General features: G+C 60.3%; 14 protein-coding genes. 9 read left to right on the forward strand and 5 right to left on the reverse strand.

Going from position 1 to position 14,927, the window contains the following annotated elements; genetic code table 11:
* Positions 1-576 precede the first annotated feature (576 nt).
* The 8 genes from BUC04_RS18515 (at position 577) to BUC04_RS18550 (ending at position 9,495) form a co-directional block, all read left to right on the forward strand.
* Entirely contained in the window at positions 577-1,338 is a 762-nt protein-coding gene (locus BUC04_RS18515) for a DUF3450 domain-containing protein (RefSeq protein ID WP_067660173.1), read from the forward strand.
* 8 nt (positions 1,339-1,346) lie between these two features.
* Positions 1,347-2,702, forward strand: coding sequence for a MotA/TolQ/ExbB proton channel family protein (locus BUC04_RS18520; protein ID WP_067660170.1), 1,356 nt, complete (start codon positions 1,347-1,349; stop codon positions 2,700-2,702).
* A 2-nt stretch (positions 2,703-2,704) separates the two neighbouring features.
* Complete coding sequence (locus BUC04_RS18525) at positions 2,705-3,229, forward strand: MotA/TolQ/ExbB proton channel family protein (protein WP_067660167.1); 525 nt, start codon at positions 2,705-2,707, stop codon at positions 3,227-3,229.
* Between the two features lie 9 nt (positions 3,230-3,238).
* On the forward strand, positions 3,239-3,643 hold the full coding sequence (locus tag BUC04_RS18530; RefSeq protein ID WP_067660164.1) for an ExbD/TolR family protein: 405 nt from the start codon (positions 3,239-3,241) through the stop codon (positions 3,641-3,643).
* Positions 3,643-4,257, forward strand: a complete 615-nt coding sequence (locus BUC04_RS18535) for an energy transducer TonB (RefSeq protein WP_067660161.1) — start codon at positions 3,643-3,645, stop codon at positions 4,255-4,257. Before BUC04_RS18530 ends, BUC04_RS18535 begins: the two co-directional genes overlap by 1 nt.
* A gap of 15 nt (positions 4,258-4,272) precedes the next feature.
* Positions 4,273-5,523 carry a tetratricopeptide repeat protein gene (locus tag BUC04_RS18540; RefSeq protein ID WP_067660158.1) on the forward strand — a complete coding sequence of 417 codons (1,251 nt, stop codon included), beginning with the start codon at positions 4,273-4,275 and terminating at the stop codon, positions 5,521-5,523.
* A gap of 523 nt (positions 5,524-6,046) precedes the next feature.
* Positions 6,047-8,341 carry a bifunctional metallophosphatase/5'-nucleotidase gene (locus BUC04_RS18545; RefSeq protein WP_200804707.1) on the forward strand — a complete coding sequence of 765 codons (2,295 nt, stop codon included), beginning with the start codon at positions 6,047-6,049 and terminating at the stop codon, positions 8,339-8,341.
* 476 nt (positions 8,342-8,817) lie between these two features.
* Positions 8,818-9,495, forward strand: a complete 678-nt coding sequence (locus BUC04_RS18550) for an adenine nucleotide alpha hydrolase (protein ID WP_234977458.1) — start codon at positions 8,818-8,820, stop codon at positions 9,493-9,495.
* A 63-nt stretch (positions 9,496-9,558) separates the two neighbouring features.
* On the opposite strand, the gene BUC04_RS24250 is transcribed toward BUC04_RS18550, so the two are convergent.
* Positions 9,559-10,092, reverse strand: a complete 534-nt coding sequence (locus tag BUC04_RS24250; protein ID WP_067660153.1) for a type II secretion system protein — start codon at positions 10,090-10,092, stop codon at positions 9,559-9,561.
* Between the two features lie 157 nt (positions 10,093-10,249).
* On the opposite strand from BUC04_RS24250, the gene BUC04_RS18560 reads away from it, so the two are divergent.
* Positions 10,250-10,507, forward strand: a complete 258-nt coding sequence (locus BUC04_RS18560; protein ID WP_143165791.1) for a hypothetical protein — start codon at positions 10,250-10,252, stop codon at positions 10,505-10,507.
* A gap of 22 nt (positions 10,508-10,529) precedes the next feature.
* Here the strand turns inward: BUC04_RS18560 and BUC04_RS24025 are convergent, their stop codons facing one another.
* Genes BUC04_RS24025 through BUC04_RS18580 form a run of 4 tightly spaced genes read right to left on the reverse strand, consistent with a single transcriptional unit; the run spans position 10,530 to position 14,912 of the window.
* Entirely contained in the window at positions 10,530-11,735 is a 1,206-nt protein-coding gene (locus BUC04_RS24025) for a hypothetical protein (protein WP_234977459.1), read from the reverse strand.
* Positions 11,732-12,436, reverse strand: a complete 705-nt coding sequence (locus tag BUC04_RS18570; protein ID WP_067660147.1) for an ABC transporter ATP-binding protein — start codon at positions 12,434-12,436, stop codon at positions 11,732-11,734. The genes BUC04_RS24025 and BUC04_RS18570 overlap by 4 nt, the downstream gene beginning before the upstream one ends.
* A gap of 12 nt (positions 12,437-12,448) precedes the next feature.
* Complete coding sequence (locus tag BUC04_RS18575) at positions 12,449-13,696, reverse strand: ABC transporter permease (protein WP_067660144.1); 1,248 nt, start codon at positions 13,694-13,696, stop codon at positions 12,449-12,451.
* Positions 13,686-14,912 (reverse strand): ABC transporter permease, encoded by a 1,227-nt coding sequence (locus BUC04_RS18580; protein ID WP_067660141.1) that lies wholly within the window; start codon positions 14,910-14,912, stop codon positions 13,686-13,688. Before BUC04_RS18580 ends, BUC04_RS18575 begins: the two co-directional genes overlap by 11 nt.
* Positions 14,913-14,927: the final 15 nt, after the last annotated feature.

Raw genomic sequence — 14,927 nt, forward strand, 5'->3', positions numbered from 1 at the left:
AATTATTTTGTTGGGTGTTGCTGCGGACCATATAACCGCCTAAAAAGTTCAAATTGGCACTGATGCACTGCCAGGCGGATACAAAATGGCTGGGTTTTCTAGCTGAACATGAGCTGAATCGGGGGGTTACGGCAGGAATCCACGAACGGCGCATGTGAAGGCTAACTGCATAAAAACTCAATAAATGAGTGAATATCGCTGTTAGATTCTGTTATCTGGTGAGAACGCAGTGTTCTCAAATTAGAACGATGAAAAATTGGTGACGTTTCTGTGTCGACCCAGCATCCCCGCTAGGGATCTCGGCTGTAAAGGATGCGCCTCACATTTCTGTATTAAACCTTCAGGAATGCCATTCAAATTGTGCTTATGTCTCCAATTTAAGCAAAAAGTGAGATCCAGCGCATATTGCTGGAGAAATACACCTACATTCGTCACGATCACTAGTGGTTGTAGCTCGACAAATGAGAACGGGTATCAGAAAATTCGGCCCCGGTTAAAGAGCACTAATCCGCCAGTTTTAAAGAAGAGGATTAGTTCCTCTTTCTGTTTCCTACTCACTTGGGTTGTTTAATTACCATGAAAGCCAAAACTTTCTCCGCCCTGGCCGCCAGCATCGCGCTGTCGTTCGGCGGCGTTGCGGTGGCCTCAGACGCCATCAGCGAGCTTCAAGATGCCGACAAGCAGATCCACGATGCTGCTGCCCGCACTCAGGCAACCATCGACAAGCTGGACGATCAGAACCAGGACCTGCTGGGTGATTACCGTCGCAAAGTAGATGAGACCGAAACTCTGCGTGCCTATAACGACCACGTTGCCCGTCTGGTTGAAGATCAAAAGCGCGCCCACGAATCCCTGCGTCAGCAGATCGCCGGCATCCAGGCCACCGCCCAGGGTGTTGTGCCGCTGATGTACCGCATGATCGACACCATCGATCAGTTCGTGCAGATCGACGTGCCTTTCCTGGCCGACGAGCGTGCCGACCGTATCCAGCGTCTGCATGACGTGATGGACGAGGCCAACACCTCCACCGCTGAGAAGTACCGCCTGATCCTCGAGGCCTACCAGATCGAGAACGAGTACGGCACTCGCATCGGTAGCTACCGTGGCACCCTGGAGATCGACGGTGAAGAGCTGGTTGTAGATTACTTCTACGCTGGCCGTGTTTCCTTCATGGCGCAATCCCTGGACCAGACCCGCGGTTGGGTATGGGACAACGACGCCCGCAATTGGAACGCCATGCAAAGCGGCCAGATGCGCGACCTGTCCAAAGCCATCGCCATGGCAAACCAACAGTCTGCTCCGGACCTGATCAAACTGCCGATCAAAGTTGCTAAGTGAGAGAAACGATGAAAAAGCTGATCACTACTGCAGTTCTGGCGGCCTCCTTTGTCCTGCCGGTACACGCTGATACTGCTGCCAGCGGTCTGACCCTGGACCAGCTGCTGAACAACGTAAAGACTTCCCGCGCTGCGGAAGCCAAGATCAACGCCGAGCGTGAAGCGGCCTTTACTGCCGTTAACGCCGACCGCAAGGCCCTGGTTAACCAGGCCGAGCGTGAGCACGCCGAAGAGACCACTCGCGGCGAGAACCTGGCCCAGGAGTTCATGGAAGGTGAGCGTCTGCTCAACCAACTGGAGAACGACCTGTCCAACGCCGTAGGTAACCTGGGCGAGATGTTCGGTGTGGTACGTCAGGTCTCTGGTGACCTGGCCGGTGGCCTGAACATGTCCCTGATCTCTGCCGAGTTCCCGGGTCGTGATGCGGAAATCGCCGCCATCGCTCAAGCCCAGGAACTGCCGACCATCACCGAGCTGGAAGAGCTGTGGATCGGTCTGCAAACCGAGATGACTCAGACCGCCAAGGTGTCCGAGTTTACCGCTCCGGTCATCAACGTTGACGGCGAGACCGTTGACCAGACCGTAACCCGTGTCGGTGCCTTCAACCTGATGGCCAACGGTAACTACCTGCAATACAACACCGAGACCGGCAAGATCATCGAGCTGGGTCGTCAGCCGGAAAGCCACAAGGTTGCCACCGTTCGCAACTTCGAAGGCGGCAACAACGGCGACGTGGTTGAGCTGTACGTTGACCCGTCCCGCGGTCCGCTGCTGGCCATCTACACCCAGAAAGCGACCCTGAGCGAGCACATCGAACACGGTGGTCTGGTGGGTAAGATCATCCTGGTGATGCTGGTTCTGGGCATGCTGCTGGCACTGTGGCGCCTGGTGGTCTTGTTCATCGAAGGCCGCAAGATCGATGCTCAGATCAAAGACATGGAAAACCCGGGTGACAACGCCCTGGGCCGTGTGATCAAGGCGTACCACGACAACCGCAACGTGGACAACGAAACCCTGGAGCTGAAGGTCGACGAGGCCATCCTCAAGGAGTCCCCGCGCCTCGAGATGGGCATCAGCCTGATCAAGGTGATGGCTGCCATCGCCCCGATGCTGGGTCTGCTGGGTACCGTGACCGGTATGATCGCCACCTTCCAGAACATCACCCTGTTCGGTACCGGTGACCCGAAGATCATGGCCGGCGGTATCTCCATGGCGCTGGTAACCACCGTTCTGGGTCTGGTTGCGGCACTGCCGCTGCTGCTGATGCACGCCCTGGTTTCCAGCCGTGCTAAGGCGGTTCAGGAAGTGATCGACGCTCAGTCCACCGGCCTGATCGCTGCTCACGCTGAGAAAGGGAGCAAGTAAGTATGGATTTCCTGATGGTGCTCTTTGAGTCAGTCAGGGATTTCATGGCCACCGGGGGCGATGTCCTCTGGTTGGTTGCCGCGGCCCTGTCCGTGACTTGGATCCTGATGTTGGAGCGGTTCATCTACTTGCGAACCGCCTACCCAAAATTTCAGGCCCAGCTCATTGAGCAGTGGAACGCGCGCCAGGAGCGTAAATCCTGGACCGCGCACCGCGTACGCGAAACCCTGCTGTCTCAGGCCCGTGTCCAGCTGCACGCCCGCACGACCGTCATTGCCGCTTTGGTAGCGATGTGTCCGATGCTGGGTCTGCTGGGCACCGTAACCGGAATGATCAACGTGTTTGAGGTAATGGCAGTGCATGGCACTGGTAACGCCCGCATGATGGCTTCCGGGATCTCCATGGCGACCATCCCCACTATGGCGGGAATGGTAGCGGCCCTGTCTGGCGTGTTCTTCAGCGCCCGACTGAATGCCGAGATCAAGATGGCCAACGAGAAACTGAACGATCACTTGCCCTTCGACTGAGAGTGAACAATGGCACGTAGAAAGACTGCAACTATCTCTGATGAAGCTCAGGTAGATATGACCCCGATGCTCGACATCGTGTTCATCCTGCTGATCTTCTTCATCGTGACCACCTCTTTTGTCAAAGAGGCAGGTATTGACGTAAACCGCCCCGAGGCGACCCAGTCCAGCTCTAAGCCTGCTGCGAACATCTTCATCGCAGTAACTGAGAACGGCCTGATCTACATGGAAAACCGTGAGGTTGATGTCCAGCGCGTACGTGCAAACGTTGAGCGCATGCTGGCCGAGTCTCCGGAAGCCCAGGTGATGATCCAGGCGGACCAGGCAGCCAAACACGGCATCGTCGTGAAGGTGATGGATCAGGTTAAGGCCGCTGGCATTGACCGGATCTCGGTATCTGCGGAGCAGAAGTAATGATAAGAGCACTGATCGCAACCGTACTCGGTCTGACGGTCACGCTGTTCCTCTTTGGCTTTATGGCGTATTTGATCAGTGGCGACAGCATGCGGCCTGAGGCTGCACCGGATCTGCCACCGATCGAGATCACCATGGATCGCCAGGACTCCAACGCGCAGCAGCGTCAGCGAGTCCTGCCGACGCCGCCGGAAGAGCCGGAACAGCCGCCGGAGATCCCGCAGATGGATATGGACATGGACACCAGCTCTGCTGACTCCTTTGCCCTGAATCTGCCCAGCGCCAACGTGGCAGGCGGTGTGTCCGCCGATCTGGGTGGTCCGGGTGCCTTTGGAGGCAGCGGTGAGGCGATGCCCATCGTTCGTATCGAACCGCGCTACCCCGCTGATGCCGCTCGTCGCCGCATCGAGGGCTACGTGATCATGGGCTTCACCATCGACGAAGTCGGTGGCGTTACCGACATCAAGGTGTTGGAAGCGGAACCGCGCCGGGTGTTTGACCGCGAAGCGGTTCAGGCCCTGAGCCGCTGGAAGTACCGCCCGAAGGTGGAAGATGGTAGCCCGGTTCGTCAGGCGAACCAGACCGTCCGTCTCGACTTCGAACTGGCCAACTAAGCAGGGAGACTGAGCATGAAAATGAAAAAGACCCTGTTGAGCCTGGCTGCCGCTGCTGCCCTGGTGGGCGCGCCGGTACAGGCATTGGCCAGCGAAGGCCAGTGTGTGGTGCAGGAGCGTGAAGGCCGTGCTGCTTCCGAGCGTGTCGGTCGTAGCATCCAGCGTGCCTTCGATCTGTACGACGAAGAGAAGGTGGACGAGGCGATCGAAGTCCTGCTGGGCCTGAGCCCGCGCAGCGAGTACGACAAGGCCTACGTTAACCGCTTCATCGCTAACCTGGCTGCGGCTCAAGAGGAGCGTCAGGAGCTGGCCCAGGAGCGCATCAACGCGGCCCTGGCCGCCAACATCCTGAGCAACCAGGACCACGGTCAGCTGCTGCGCCTGAAAGGCGACCTGGCAGTTCAGAACGAGCAGTATGAAGTGTCCCTGGCCGCTTTCCAGGAGTGGATGGCGTTCACCTGTGACGAGAACGACATGGTCTACCTGCGTATGGCCGTGGCGAGCTCTGAGCTGAAGCAGTTCGATGACGTGATCCGTTACGCCGATGATGCCCTGCGCACCAAAGGCGAGCCGGATCGCAACATCTACCTGCTGAAGATGGGTGCCTACTACGAGCAGAAGAAGTTCGCTGAAGCCGCGGGTGAGCTGGAGCAGTTGCTGGTTCACTTCCCGGACAACGCCAAACTGTGGGTTCAGCTGGCTCAGCTGTACCTGCTGGCCGAGGACAACCAGCGTGCGCTCTACACCCTGGACATGGCGTTCCGCAATGACCTGCTGGACAGCGGCAGCGAACTGCGCCTGCTGTCTCAGCTGATGCTGCAGCGCGAACTGCCCTACAGCTCTGCGGTTATCCAGGAGTTTGCGCTTGAGCGTGAACTGCTGGAGCGGGACGAAGACGTGCTGCGCGGTATCGGCAGCGCCTACTTCCAGGCGCGGGAAACCGCCCTGGCTATCCAGTACTTTGGTGAGACCGCGGAGCTCAGTGGCCTGAGCCGCGACTACCGTCGTACCGCAAACCTGCTGGTTCAGGAAGAGCGCTTCGACGAAGCCAAGGTCTACCTGGTGAAGGCACTGGAAGGCAAAGAGCTGGAGAACGAAGGTGCTATCCGCCTGCAGCTGGCCCAGACCCACTTCTTCCTCGACGAATATGTTGAAGCGAAGAAGCAGGCCAAGCTAGCGATGAAGGAGGAGCGTCTCAAGAGCAGCGTCGAAGGCTGGCTGTCCTACATCGAGGATGTAGCCAAGCGTCGCGGCATTGAGATCTGATCCCTTTGCATAGAAAAACGGCTTCCCAAGGGAAGCCGTTTTTTTTGGCTTCGCCGGAATTATCTGTTCTTCCACAGAGGCTAATGGCTTCTGTCCCATTTGCTGGCAAAAGCTTTGCCGGGTTGCCGGCAGCAACCAAAGGGGCGTTCCGCCCCCTTGGAACCCCCGCCTGCCTCCGGTCGTCGCTAACCCTCACTCCCGTGCTCTAAGTCTGCGGCTCTGGCTTGAGTCGACATCCCTGTCTCCGCAAGCCACTCGGGCCATCCTGGCCCTCAACCTGGCTTTAGAGCACTTCGTTCGAGCGACTCCAAGTCGGCGAAGTGCTGAGGGGGCACGAAGAGTTGTTTCCAATTAGAGGTCGTATGAAGTCCGAGACCTACTTTAAGCAGAGCCGTTTTTTTTGCCTGACACTGTTGCGCAACTGTTACCAAACCCTTGCTGGTGTGGAGAATTTCGCCTTCTGGCCTCGGTCGGAAGGGGCGACTGTGGTACCCTGCGACCGCCCAAAATGATGAACAACGACATGATGAAGCCCAGACACTTTTCCGCCGGGGCCATTGCCCTCACCCTGGCGTTGACCGGGTGTGGCGAACAGGCCAAACCCGAGTTTCTCAGCCATCGTCCCGCTGAGCCTAAGGCCACTGAAGCAGTGCAAGCCGAGCCGGTAGAGCAGGCCGAGGCGCAGGCGTCCGCCGAGCCCGAGCCGATGGCTGAAACCATCGAGCCGGAAACGGTTGAGGTCGCTGCAGAGCCGACCGAGCCAGAGGTGAAGGCTGAGCCGATCGCCGAGGCAACCGTGGCGGTGCCGACTCAGGCAGATCCGATTCAAGCGGCCCCGGCTCAGGTAGCGCCGATTCAGGCAGCGACCACTGAGCAGTACCCCGGTGAGGTACGCTTTTCCGAGCCGGCCCAGGCCCATTTCAGCCTGAGTGTCGCCCACATCAACGACACCCACTCCAACTTTGACCCGGTGGCGGGCAGCCTGAGCAGCGATGCCATCGGCACTGACCCGGTGTACACCCGCTTTGGCGGTCACCCGCGTCTGCTGACCCAGGTCAATGCCATCAAGGCGGCGGCCGAGCAGCACGACCAGGGCCTGCTGTTCCTGCACGGCGGCGACGCCTGGCAGGGCACCGGCTACTTCAAGCTTAATAACGGCAAGATGAACGCCGACATCCTCAGCCGTATGGGGCTGGACGCCATGGCGGTGGGCAACCATGAGTTTGACTTGAACAACGCCACCCTGGCGCAGTTCATCGACAACGTGAACTTCCCGATGCTGGGCGCCAACATGGACGTCAGTGCCGATCCGGATCTGAAGGACAGCAGCAACCTGTTCCCCTACGTGGTGTATGCCTTTGAGGGTAACCAAAAGACCCTGATCACTGACACCGATGCGCTGCCTCAGGACAAGCAACTGGTGGCGGTACTGGGTCTGGTACTGGAAGACATGCCCAGCATCTCCCCCCACGTAGGTGAGGTGACCTTCTCCGGCGAGATCGAGACCGCACAAGCGGTGGTGGAGGAGATCCAGGCGCTGGGGATCAACACCATTGTCGCCGTGACCCACCTGGGTCTGGCCCGGGATCAGGCGATCGCCCGCAACGTGGAGGGGATCGATGCCATTGTCGGTGGCCACTCCCACTCCCTGCTGGGGGATTTCTCCAATATCGGTTGGGGCGATGGTGGCCAGTATGCCGAGGTGATCACCGGCCCTAATGGCCACCAGACCTGCGTGGTCCAGGCCGGGCAATACGCCCAGGCGGTGGGCCATGCGCAGCTGGGCTTTGATGAAAACGGCGCCCTGACCCAATGCATCGGTGGCAACACCCTGCTCAGTGACGACCGCTTCTTCGCTGATGGCCAGCACCAGCAAGCCCTGACCGGTGAGGCTCTGGATAGCGTCAACGCTTTTGTTGAGGCGGAGCCGAACATCGCTAAGGTGGCCGAGGACGCCGAACTGCGTGCGCACATCGACCAGGCCTACCGGCCGGAGCTGACCGCCGCCTATGGCGAGATCATCGGTCAGATCCCGGAGAGCCTGGTGCACGAACGCCGTCCCCACGACGGTGGTGTTGACCAGCACGGCTCCCGCGTCGCCCCGCTGGTGGCAGAGTCTCAACTGTATTTTGCCAACCTGCCGGAAGTGCAGGAGGCCAGCGGCATGACCGTGGACTTTGCCCTGGTGGGTGCCGGTGGGATCCGCACCAGCCTGGATGAAGGGGTCTACTACGAGGGTTCGGCCTCGATGGAACTGTTGCCGTTCTCCAACTACCTGTCGATCCTCAAGGTGCCGGGCTCGGCCATCATCGAGATGATCGAGAACACCGTTACCAAATCCCTGGCGGATGATGCCCACAAGGGCAAGTTCCCCTATGGCGGCGGCCTGCGTTACCACTTCGTTGAGACCAGCGCCCAAGTTGAGGGTGAGCTGGTGAGTGTCGAGGTACGTCGCGAGGGTCAATATGAGGCAAAGTGGGAAGCGCTGGATCCCCGTGCTCACTACACCATCGTTACCACCAACTACAACGCCAACGGCAACGACGACTGGGATGCTCTGTTCCGGGCGCAGTCCCAATGGGTGGAGCGGATGGACATCGCCTTCCTCAATGATCAGGTCAAGGCCTACCCGGTAAGCAAGGTGGTGCGTCAGGGTGACGGCTATGCGGCGGTGTACCCCAATGGTCAGCCCCAGTGTGAGCTGGTGGAGATCCGCTGCAGCTCCGATGCCCAGGCCTTTATTGAGTACATCCGCCAGGTGCACCCGACGGTGACCGAGCTTTCAACCCCGGCGGTGACGCTGGAGCTTAATCGCTAAGGCAACAAAGACTAAACAAAAGGCCCGCAGATGCGGGTCTTTCTTTTTTCTCGGTTTTATTCGAGTTTGATTGTTATCAATTAATCTAAATACGGTTTTTTCCTGAACTTTGTCGCGTTGGCGACGGCAACCAAAGGGGCTAATCGCCCCCTTGGAACCCCCGTTGCCTCCTATCGGTGCTGATTCCTCGCTCTAGCGGTATCGACTAGCGGCACAGACCAGAGTCGACGTCCCTGTCTCCGCTGGTCATTCGGGCCTTCCTGGCCCTCAGCCTTGCCGATACCGCTCACGCTCGGGCACCTCAAAGTCGGCTTAAGAGCCGGGTCATCACCCTCAACGGGGTCTCCCCAATCTCTATTCTTTGGCCGCTTAGCTTCCGGCTAATGCTGCAAGATACTTACCACTCGTTGCTTGCCTTTGCTGCTCAGGCCGGTAGGCTCATGGCCATCTTTTGTGGGCGTGAACAAGGCGTTAGCGTGACTCAACTTCTGAAAACCTGGCTGTCCTGGAGCAGTGGCAAGGACAGCGCCTGGGCGCTGCATCAGCTTAAGCGCGATCCCAATGTGGAGCTGCTGGGGCTGTTTACCACGGTGAACCGCAGTGCCGAGCGGGTGGCGATCCATGGCGTGCGTGAGGCCCTGCTGCAGGCTCAGGCAAACAGCTTGGGATTGCCGCTGGTGGTGATTGACCTGCCGTTCCCTTGCAGTAACGAGGACTACCAAGCCTGCATGGCGCACTTTCATCAGCAGGCGTGCGATGCCGGTATCCAGGCACTGGCCTTTGGCGATCTCTTCCTTGAGGATGTGCGGGACTATCGCTTGAAGACCCTGGAGGGCACCGGCCTGACGCCGCTGTTCCCGCTGTGGGGCCTGGATACCGCCAAGCTGGCCCAGACCATGGTGCAACAGGGTCTCAAGGCCACCATCGCCTGCGTGCAAAGCGACAAGCTGGAGGCCCAGTGGTTGGGGCGGGCGTTTGACCAGACGCTACTGGATACCCTGCCGGAGGGGATTGATCCCTGCGGAGAGTTTGGTGAGTTTCACACCTTTGCCTGGGATGGGCCGGATTTCAGCTATCCCATTGCGGTAACGCTGGGGGAGCAGGTGCAGCGCGAGGGCGCCCGCTTTATCGATCTGCTTCCGGCCGAGGAGTAACCCGGGAACAAAAACGCCCACCGCTGTTGCCAGATTCGGTGGGCGTTTTGTTGAGACCGTTGTTTAGCAGCCGTCTGTCTTAACGTAATGGTTGGGGGTGCCGCCCCAGCTGCGCGGGTGCTGGTAGAGGATGCGGCAGTTGCCGTCGCGGATGTTGCCGTTACCCAGGGTGTCGAAGCCAATGTAGGCCTGGTGACTCTCAACGGTGAAGCCGTAATCGCCGGCGTTGCGGTCATGAACGTAATGCAGCTTGCCGCCCACATCCAGGTCCAGCGCCATATCCAGGTTGTCGTTATCCAGCCAGCCGTACACCAGGCGGATATCCCCTTCGTCAATGACGCCGTTGTTGTTCATGTCGATGTAGTGATGCTTGTCGTCACCGGCATCCAGCACCCCGTTGGGCAGCTTCATCTTCACGTCCGCCATCTGGCTGCCGTGCTTGAGCGCGCCCATCGCCTGGTCCAGCTTGGCGATGCGGGCTTCGGTGCTGAGGTTGATAAAGCGGGGCAGGGCGGCGGCGGCCAGGATGCCAAGAATGACGATCACCACCACCAGTTCAATCAGGGTAAATCCTTGCTTACTTTTTTTGAGTTCCATCTCTAAAACAATGCCTTATGCTAGTTTGTAGTCATCTGACCAAAATCTGTAATGCCATACCAGTAGACGGATGTGTCAGACTGACAGAGTGTGATCGGGCTCACGATGAACCCGGTACAACCATCAGAGGGACAATCGAGAGCGAACGATGCGGGCGATGATCTGGGTAATAGCGTGGTGCTTGATGCTGCTGGGGGGCGTGTTGGTCTTCACCCCGCTGCCGGTGGGTGCGCTATTGATTACCCTCAGCCTGGCGATGATGCTGGGGGTCAGTCCGCGACTGCAGAACCGATTGCAGATTTGGCGCACCAATCACGGCCCGCTGGATAACCTGATGCACAAACTGGAGCGTTTGTGCGAGCCTCGCTGGCAGGGGATGCATCAGAACCTGGTCAAGACCCGGCCACGCCGTTGAGGGTCGGCTTCTGCTTCCTACGCTAGAAACTCCACTTCACTTGGGCAAACAGCAGGGTCGATGGCGTATCGCCAAACAGACTGTCGCCACTGCCATCGAAGCGCTGCAACACCCCCAGCAACTGCCAATCGTTTGCCAGTGAATAGCTGCCGTTGAGACCAATAAAGTAGGAGCCATCGTCGTAGCCGGTGGCGCTCATGGTCAGGCGGCTCAGCGCCGTGGGCTCAAAGCCCAGCTCACCATAGCCGCTCCAGCGGGTGAAGCTGAGGGTACGGGCGGTGAGTGGCAGGTTTAAGAACGCCAGGGCGCTGTCCGGGTCCTGGGGGTGGGAGATGTAAAGCAGCGCCGCCCGTCCCAGCCAATTGCGGCGTCCGCCAAAGCTGTAATCGCTCTCAAGACTCGCCACCGTCGCATCCTCCAGTGGCTGGCCATCCCATTCGCTCTCGGTGGTGTGAAAATGGGTTATCTCTCCCCGCAGGCCAGCACCACGCAGGTCACCGGCAAAGCCCAGCCCCACCACGTTATCCAGTCCCGATTTGCCGAGGATCAACTGGCCGTCCCAGCCGCGATGGTTGAATAGGTAGCGCCCGGCGTAGCTGGTCAGCGCGCTGTCGTCGTCCGGGTTATAGACCAGGTCCAGCTGGGAGGCGAAACCCAGCTTGCGGGTTACTCGCACCGCGTCGCTGCCGGGGCGCTCCTCGTAGTCGAAGTCGTAGATGGAGTAGCTGTTGAAGATGTCGTTGGGGTTGAACACCGTGGTCATGCCCCAGTTGATGCGAAAGCGGCCGCCGCGCAATTGCCAATCGACGTTGTGCCAATCCAGGTAGAGCCGGTCAAAGCTGGTGGTGCCCACCACGCCGCGCTTGTCCAGCCAGTTGGTGGTGAGGTCCCAGTAGCCCGGATCGAAGCCCACCAGATCGCCGTAGCCCGGCAACTCCGCCGTGTCACCAAACAGCAGGCGGTTACGCATGCCGGCGTTGAAACGCAGGTTGCCGTCGAAGCGGTACTCGAAGTTGAAGCGCTGGTGCACCAGGTGATCCAGCGCGTTGTCGCCGCTGTCCGGCAGGGCGGCGCTGGCCATGTACTTGACGTAGCCGTTGAGATCCCAGGCCTTCTCCGGGGTTAGCCCCGGGATCTGCGCCAGCGCCGGCCAGGCCACTAGGGCTGTACTGAGGGCCGTACTGAGAGCGATTGTGCGCCAGCGGGTGGCGCTGCAGCGGCCTGTCATCCGGCCACCGACTCCGGCTGTTGGCACTGGTCCTGGGTCAATTGGCCATCCTCGAATACGATCACCCGTCGTGCCCGTTTGATCACCCGCGGGTCATGGGTGGAGAAGATGAAAGTGGTGCCCTCGGTTTCGTTGAGCTGCTGCATGATGTCCAGCAGCTCAGCGGTGCTCTGGGCGTCCAGGTTGGCGGTAGGCTCGTCTGCCATCACGAAACGGGGCCGTGGGGCCAGGGCCCGGGCTACCGCGACCCGCTGCTGCTGGCCGCCGGAGAGCTTGGCCGGCACCTTGTGCAGGTGATCCGCCAGTCCCACCTGAGTGAGCAGTTGCTCCGCCCGCTGGCGGCACTCCTGGGCCGGTCGGCCCTGCAGCTGCATCACAAACTCAACGTTCTCCAGCGCAGTCAATACCGGCAGCAGGCTGTAGTCCTGGAAGATGAAGCCGATATGGTCGCGGCGAAAGCCGATCATCGCCTTTTGCGACAACGCCTTCAGCGACTGACCATCGATGGTGACATCGCCGCCGCTGGGCTCATCGATGCCGCCGAGCATGTTCAGCAGGGTGGTTTTGCCCGAGCCCGAGGGTCCCATCACGGCGACAAACTCGCCCTGCTCGATGGTGAGATCCAGCGGTTTGACCGCCTGCACCGGGAAGTCGGTGTCGGCGTTGTAGGTCTTGCTCAAGGTGTGGGTTTGAATGGTCATAGCGGGTCCAGGTCAGTGTTTTTCCGCCATCGCCTCGGCGGGGCGCTTGCGCAGGATCTGTCGGGCAGGGTAGAGCGCAGCCAACAGGCTGGCCGCCACTACAGTGAGGAAGATCAGGCCATACTCCTGGCCGGTCACCACGGGGTAGAACAGGGTATCGGCCCCGAAGGCACCCAAGCCATCTGCCATGCCCCCTAGGGAGATGCCGGTGCGCTGCAGAATCTGCATCAGGCCTAAGCCGGCCAGCACCCCCAGCAGGCCACCGCAGATCCCAAGCCAGGCGGACTCCAGCAGGATCAGCGCGAACACCTTGTGTTTCTGCATCCCCACCGCCATCAACACGCCGAACTCACGGGTGCGCTCGAACACCGACATCAGCATGATGTTGATGATGCCAAAGCCCATGGCAACCACGTAGATGCCGATGATGATGGCGTTGCTTATCCCCATCTGGCCCAGTATTGAGGCCAGCATCGGCTGGATCTCCTGCCAGTCGCGGACGCGATTCTGCGGCGCGCTGGCCGCTTGCAGCGCCTGCTTGACCCGAAGCACCGGCTCAATGGCCTGGTAATCGGTCTCGGTTAGGCGGATGGCCAGCTCGTGACTGCCGTCCAGGCCGGCCAAAGCGGTCAGGTCGCTTTTACGAACGAACAGGTTGCCGTCATCGAAGGCGGTAGAAGGGGTCTGGAAGATCCCCCGAACCCGGAAGGCGGCACCGGCCACGTCCCCTTGGCCGTCGGTGAAGGTGAGCACCACCTTGGAGCCCAGCTTGAGGCGCAGGCGGTCAGCGGTCTTTTGCGATACCAGCACCGGGTTGCGGCCCTGGTCGTCCAGCCACTGGCCCTCGATGACCGCGTCGGCAATGGGGGTGACCGCCGCTTCCTCGGCAGGCTGCACCCCGTTGATGCGGATCCCCCGGGTGGCGCGGGCGGAGGCCACCATCCCCTCGGCGACAAAGCGTTCGCTCCAGGCGGCCACCTGCGGCAGCGCAGCCAGCTCATCCAGCAGCGCTTGGGGATCGATCAGGCGATCCTGGATGTCCGGGTTGTCCAGGTAGCGCTGGTTGTGCACCTGCAGCTGACTGGTCTGCCAGGCGATGGCGTTCTGGATCATGTTGCCGTAGAGGCCGGCGATGAAGCCGATCATCGCCACCACGCCAATCAGGCCAAACACCACGGCGCCGAGCATGATGCTGGTGCGCAGCTTGTTGCGCCACAGGTTGCGCCAGGCCAGGGTGAGCAGTTGGGTGCTAGCGCGCATGGGCACCTCCCTTGAGGGCACTGACCAGCTCCAGCCGATGGATGCGCCACAGCGGATAGAGTAGGCACAGCGCCAGCAACGCCAGGACGATGCCGATCTGGTCGAGGAACAGGCCTGGGTCCACCAGCGCCGGCAGGATGGGATCCCAGCCCAGCTCCAGCATCATCTGGGCGGCGTCGCCGGTCATCTGAATTGGGTTGTGCGCCAGGTAAAGCAGTACTGGCGTGGCCAGCAGCAGCCCCATCGCAACCCCCAGGGCAGCGATGAACAATGACTCGATCATCACCAGCGCCAACAGGCGGCCGCGTAGCATGCCGGTGGCCAGCATCACGGCGAACTCCCGCTGGCGCTCCAGGGTCATCATCAGCAGGGTGGCAAATAGGCCAAAGCCCACCACGCCATAGAGCAGGTACATCATGAACAGGCCGCCGGCCTTATCCATCAGGATCTGTTGGGCCATCTCCGGGGCCAGGTCCTGCCAGTCTCGCACCGCCTGGTCCGGGTAGAGGGCTTTGAGCTGCTGCTCGGTATCGGACAGCTGCGCCAGGGTGTGGGTGTGCAGCACCCAGGCGCTTATCAGATCGCCGGTGCTGTAGAGCTGCTGGGCCAGGGGTAGGGGCAGGTAGACCAGCTGGTTGTCCAGTCCGGGCACGGGGAAGCGCAGCAGCCCCTTGATGCGATACAGTCCGGCGGCGGTTTGGCCGCGGTAGCCCTGACCGTAGAGCACGATCTCATCGCCGATGGCCAGCTCAAGGAACTGGGCCAGGCCTTCGCCCACCAGCACCTGATTGTCGTCATCCTCAAGGAACTCGCCGGCCACCAGCTTCTCACCCAGCTTGGCGTAGTCATTCTCCAGGCTGGGAACGCCGGCCATCACCAGGGCGCCCTTGGAGCGCTGCTCTCCGGCGGCCAGAGCAAAGGATTCCAGCCGGGGCAGCAGATGGCTGACGCTGGGCAGGGCACGGGCCGGGGCGATAAAGTCAGCGCTCTTCGGCACCAGGTCATCGATCCCTTGGCTCTCCTGGTATTCGGGGTGCTGGATCTGTACCAGACCCGTGGCAAAGCGGGCGGCATTGTCGATGTTGTTGCTGTAGGTGCCCTCCTGCAGGCTGCGCATAAACAGCGACAGCGCTAACGCCAGCGCCAGGGCCGCGGCGGTCAGCAGGGTGCGTCGTTTTTGGCGCCACAGGTTACGCCAGGCCAATCTAATCAACATAGGTTCTGTGTATCT

The sequence above is a fragment of the Ferrimonas marina genome, from assembly GCF_900129905.1.
Taxonomy (GTDB): Bacteria; Pseudomonadota; Gammaproteobacteria; order Enterobacterales; family Shewanellaceae; genus Ferrimonas; species Ferrimonas marina.

Coding starts and splice junctions, on each gene's coding strand:
- BUC04_RS24250 (WP_067660153.1), bottom strand. CDS start 10,092: ATGGAACTCAAAAAAAGTAAGCAAGGATTTACCCTGATTGAACTGGTG.
- BUC04_RS18570 (WP_067660147.1), bottom strand. CDS start 12,436: ATGACCATTCAAACCCACACCTTGAGCAAGACCTACAACGCCGACACC.
- BUC04_RS24025 (WP_234977459.1), bottom strand. CDS start 11,735: ATGACAGGCCGCTGCAGCGCCACCCGCTGGCGCACAATCGCTCTCAGT.
- BUC04_RS18535 (WP_067660161.1), top strand. CDS start 3,643: ATGATAAGAGCACTGATCGCAACCGTACTCGGTCTGACGGTCACGCTG.
- BUC04_RS18540 (WP_067660158.1), top strand. CDS start 4,273: ATGAAAATGAAAAAGACCCTGTTGAGCCTGGCTGCCGCTGCTGCCCTG.
- BUC04_RS18545 (WP_200804707.1), top strand. CDS start 6,047: ATGATGAAGCCCAGACACTTTTCCGCCGGGGCCATTGCCCTCACCCTG.
- BUC04_RS18515 (WP_067660173.1), top strand. CDS start 577: ATGAAAGCCAAAACTTTCTCCGCCCTGGCCGCCAGCATCGCGCTGTCG.
- BUC04_RS18520 (WP_067660170.1), top strand. CDS start 1,347: ATGAAAAAGCTGATCACTACTGCAGTTCTGGCGGCCTCCTTTGTCCTG.
- BUC04_RS18525 (WP_067660167.1), top strand. CDS start 2,705: ATGGATTTCCTGATGGTGCTCTTTGAGTCAGTCAGGGATTTCATGGCC.
- BUC04_RS18560 (WP_143165791.1), top strand. CDS start 10,250: ATGATCTGGGTAATAGCGTGGTGCTTGATGCTGCTGGGGGGCGTGTTG.
- BUC04_RS18580 (WP_067660141.1), bottom strand. CDS start 14,912: ATGTTGATTAGATTGGCCTGGCGTAACCTGTGGCGCCAAAAACGACGC.
- BUC04_RS18575 (WP_067660144.1), bottom strand. CDS start 13,696: ATGCGCGCTAGCACCCAACTGCTCACCCTGGCCTGGCGCAACCTGTGG.
- BUC04_RS18530 (WP_067660164.1), top strand. CDS start 3,239: ATGGCACGTAGAAAGACTGCAACTATCTCTGATGAAGCTCAGGTAGAT.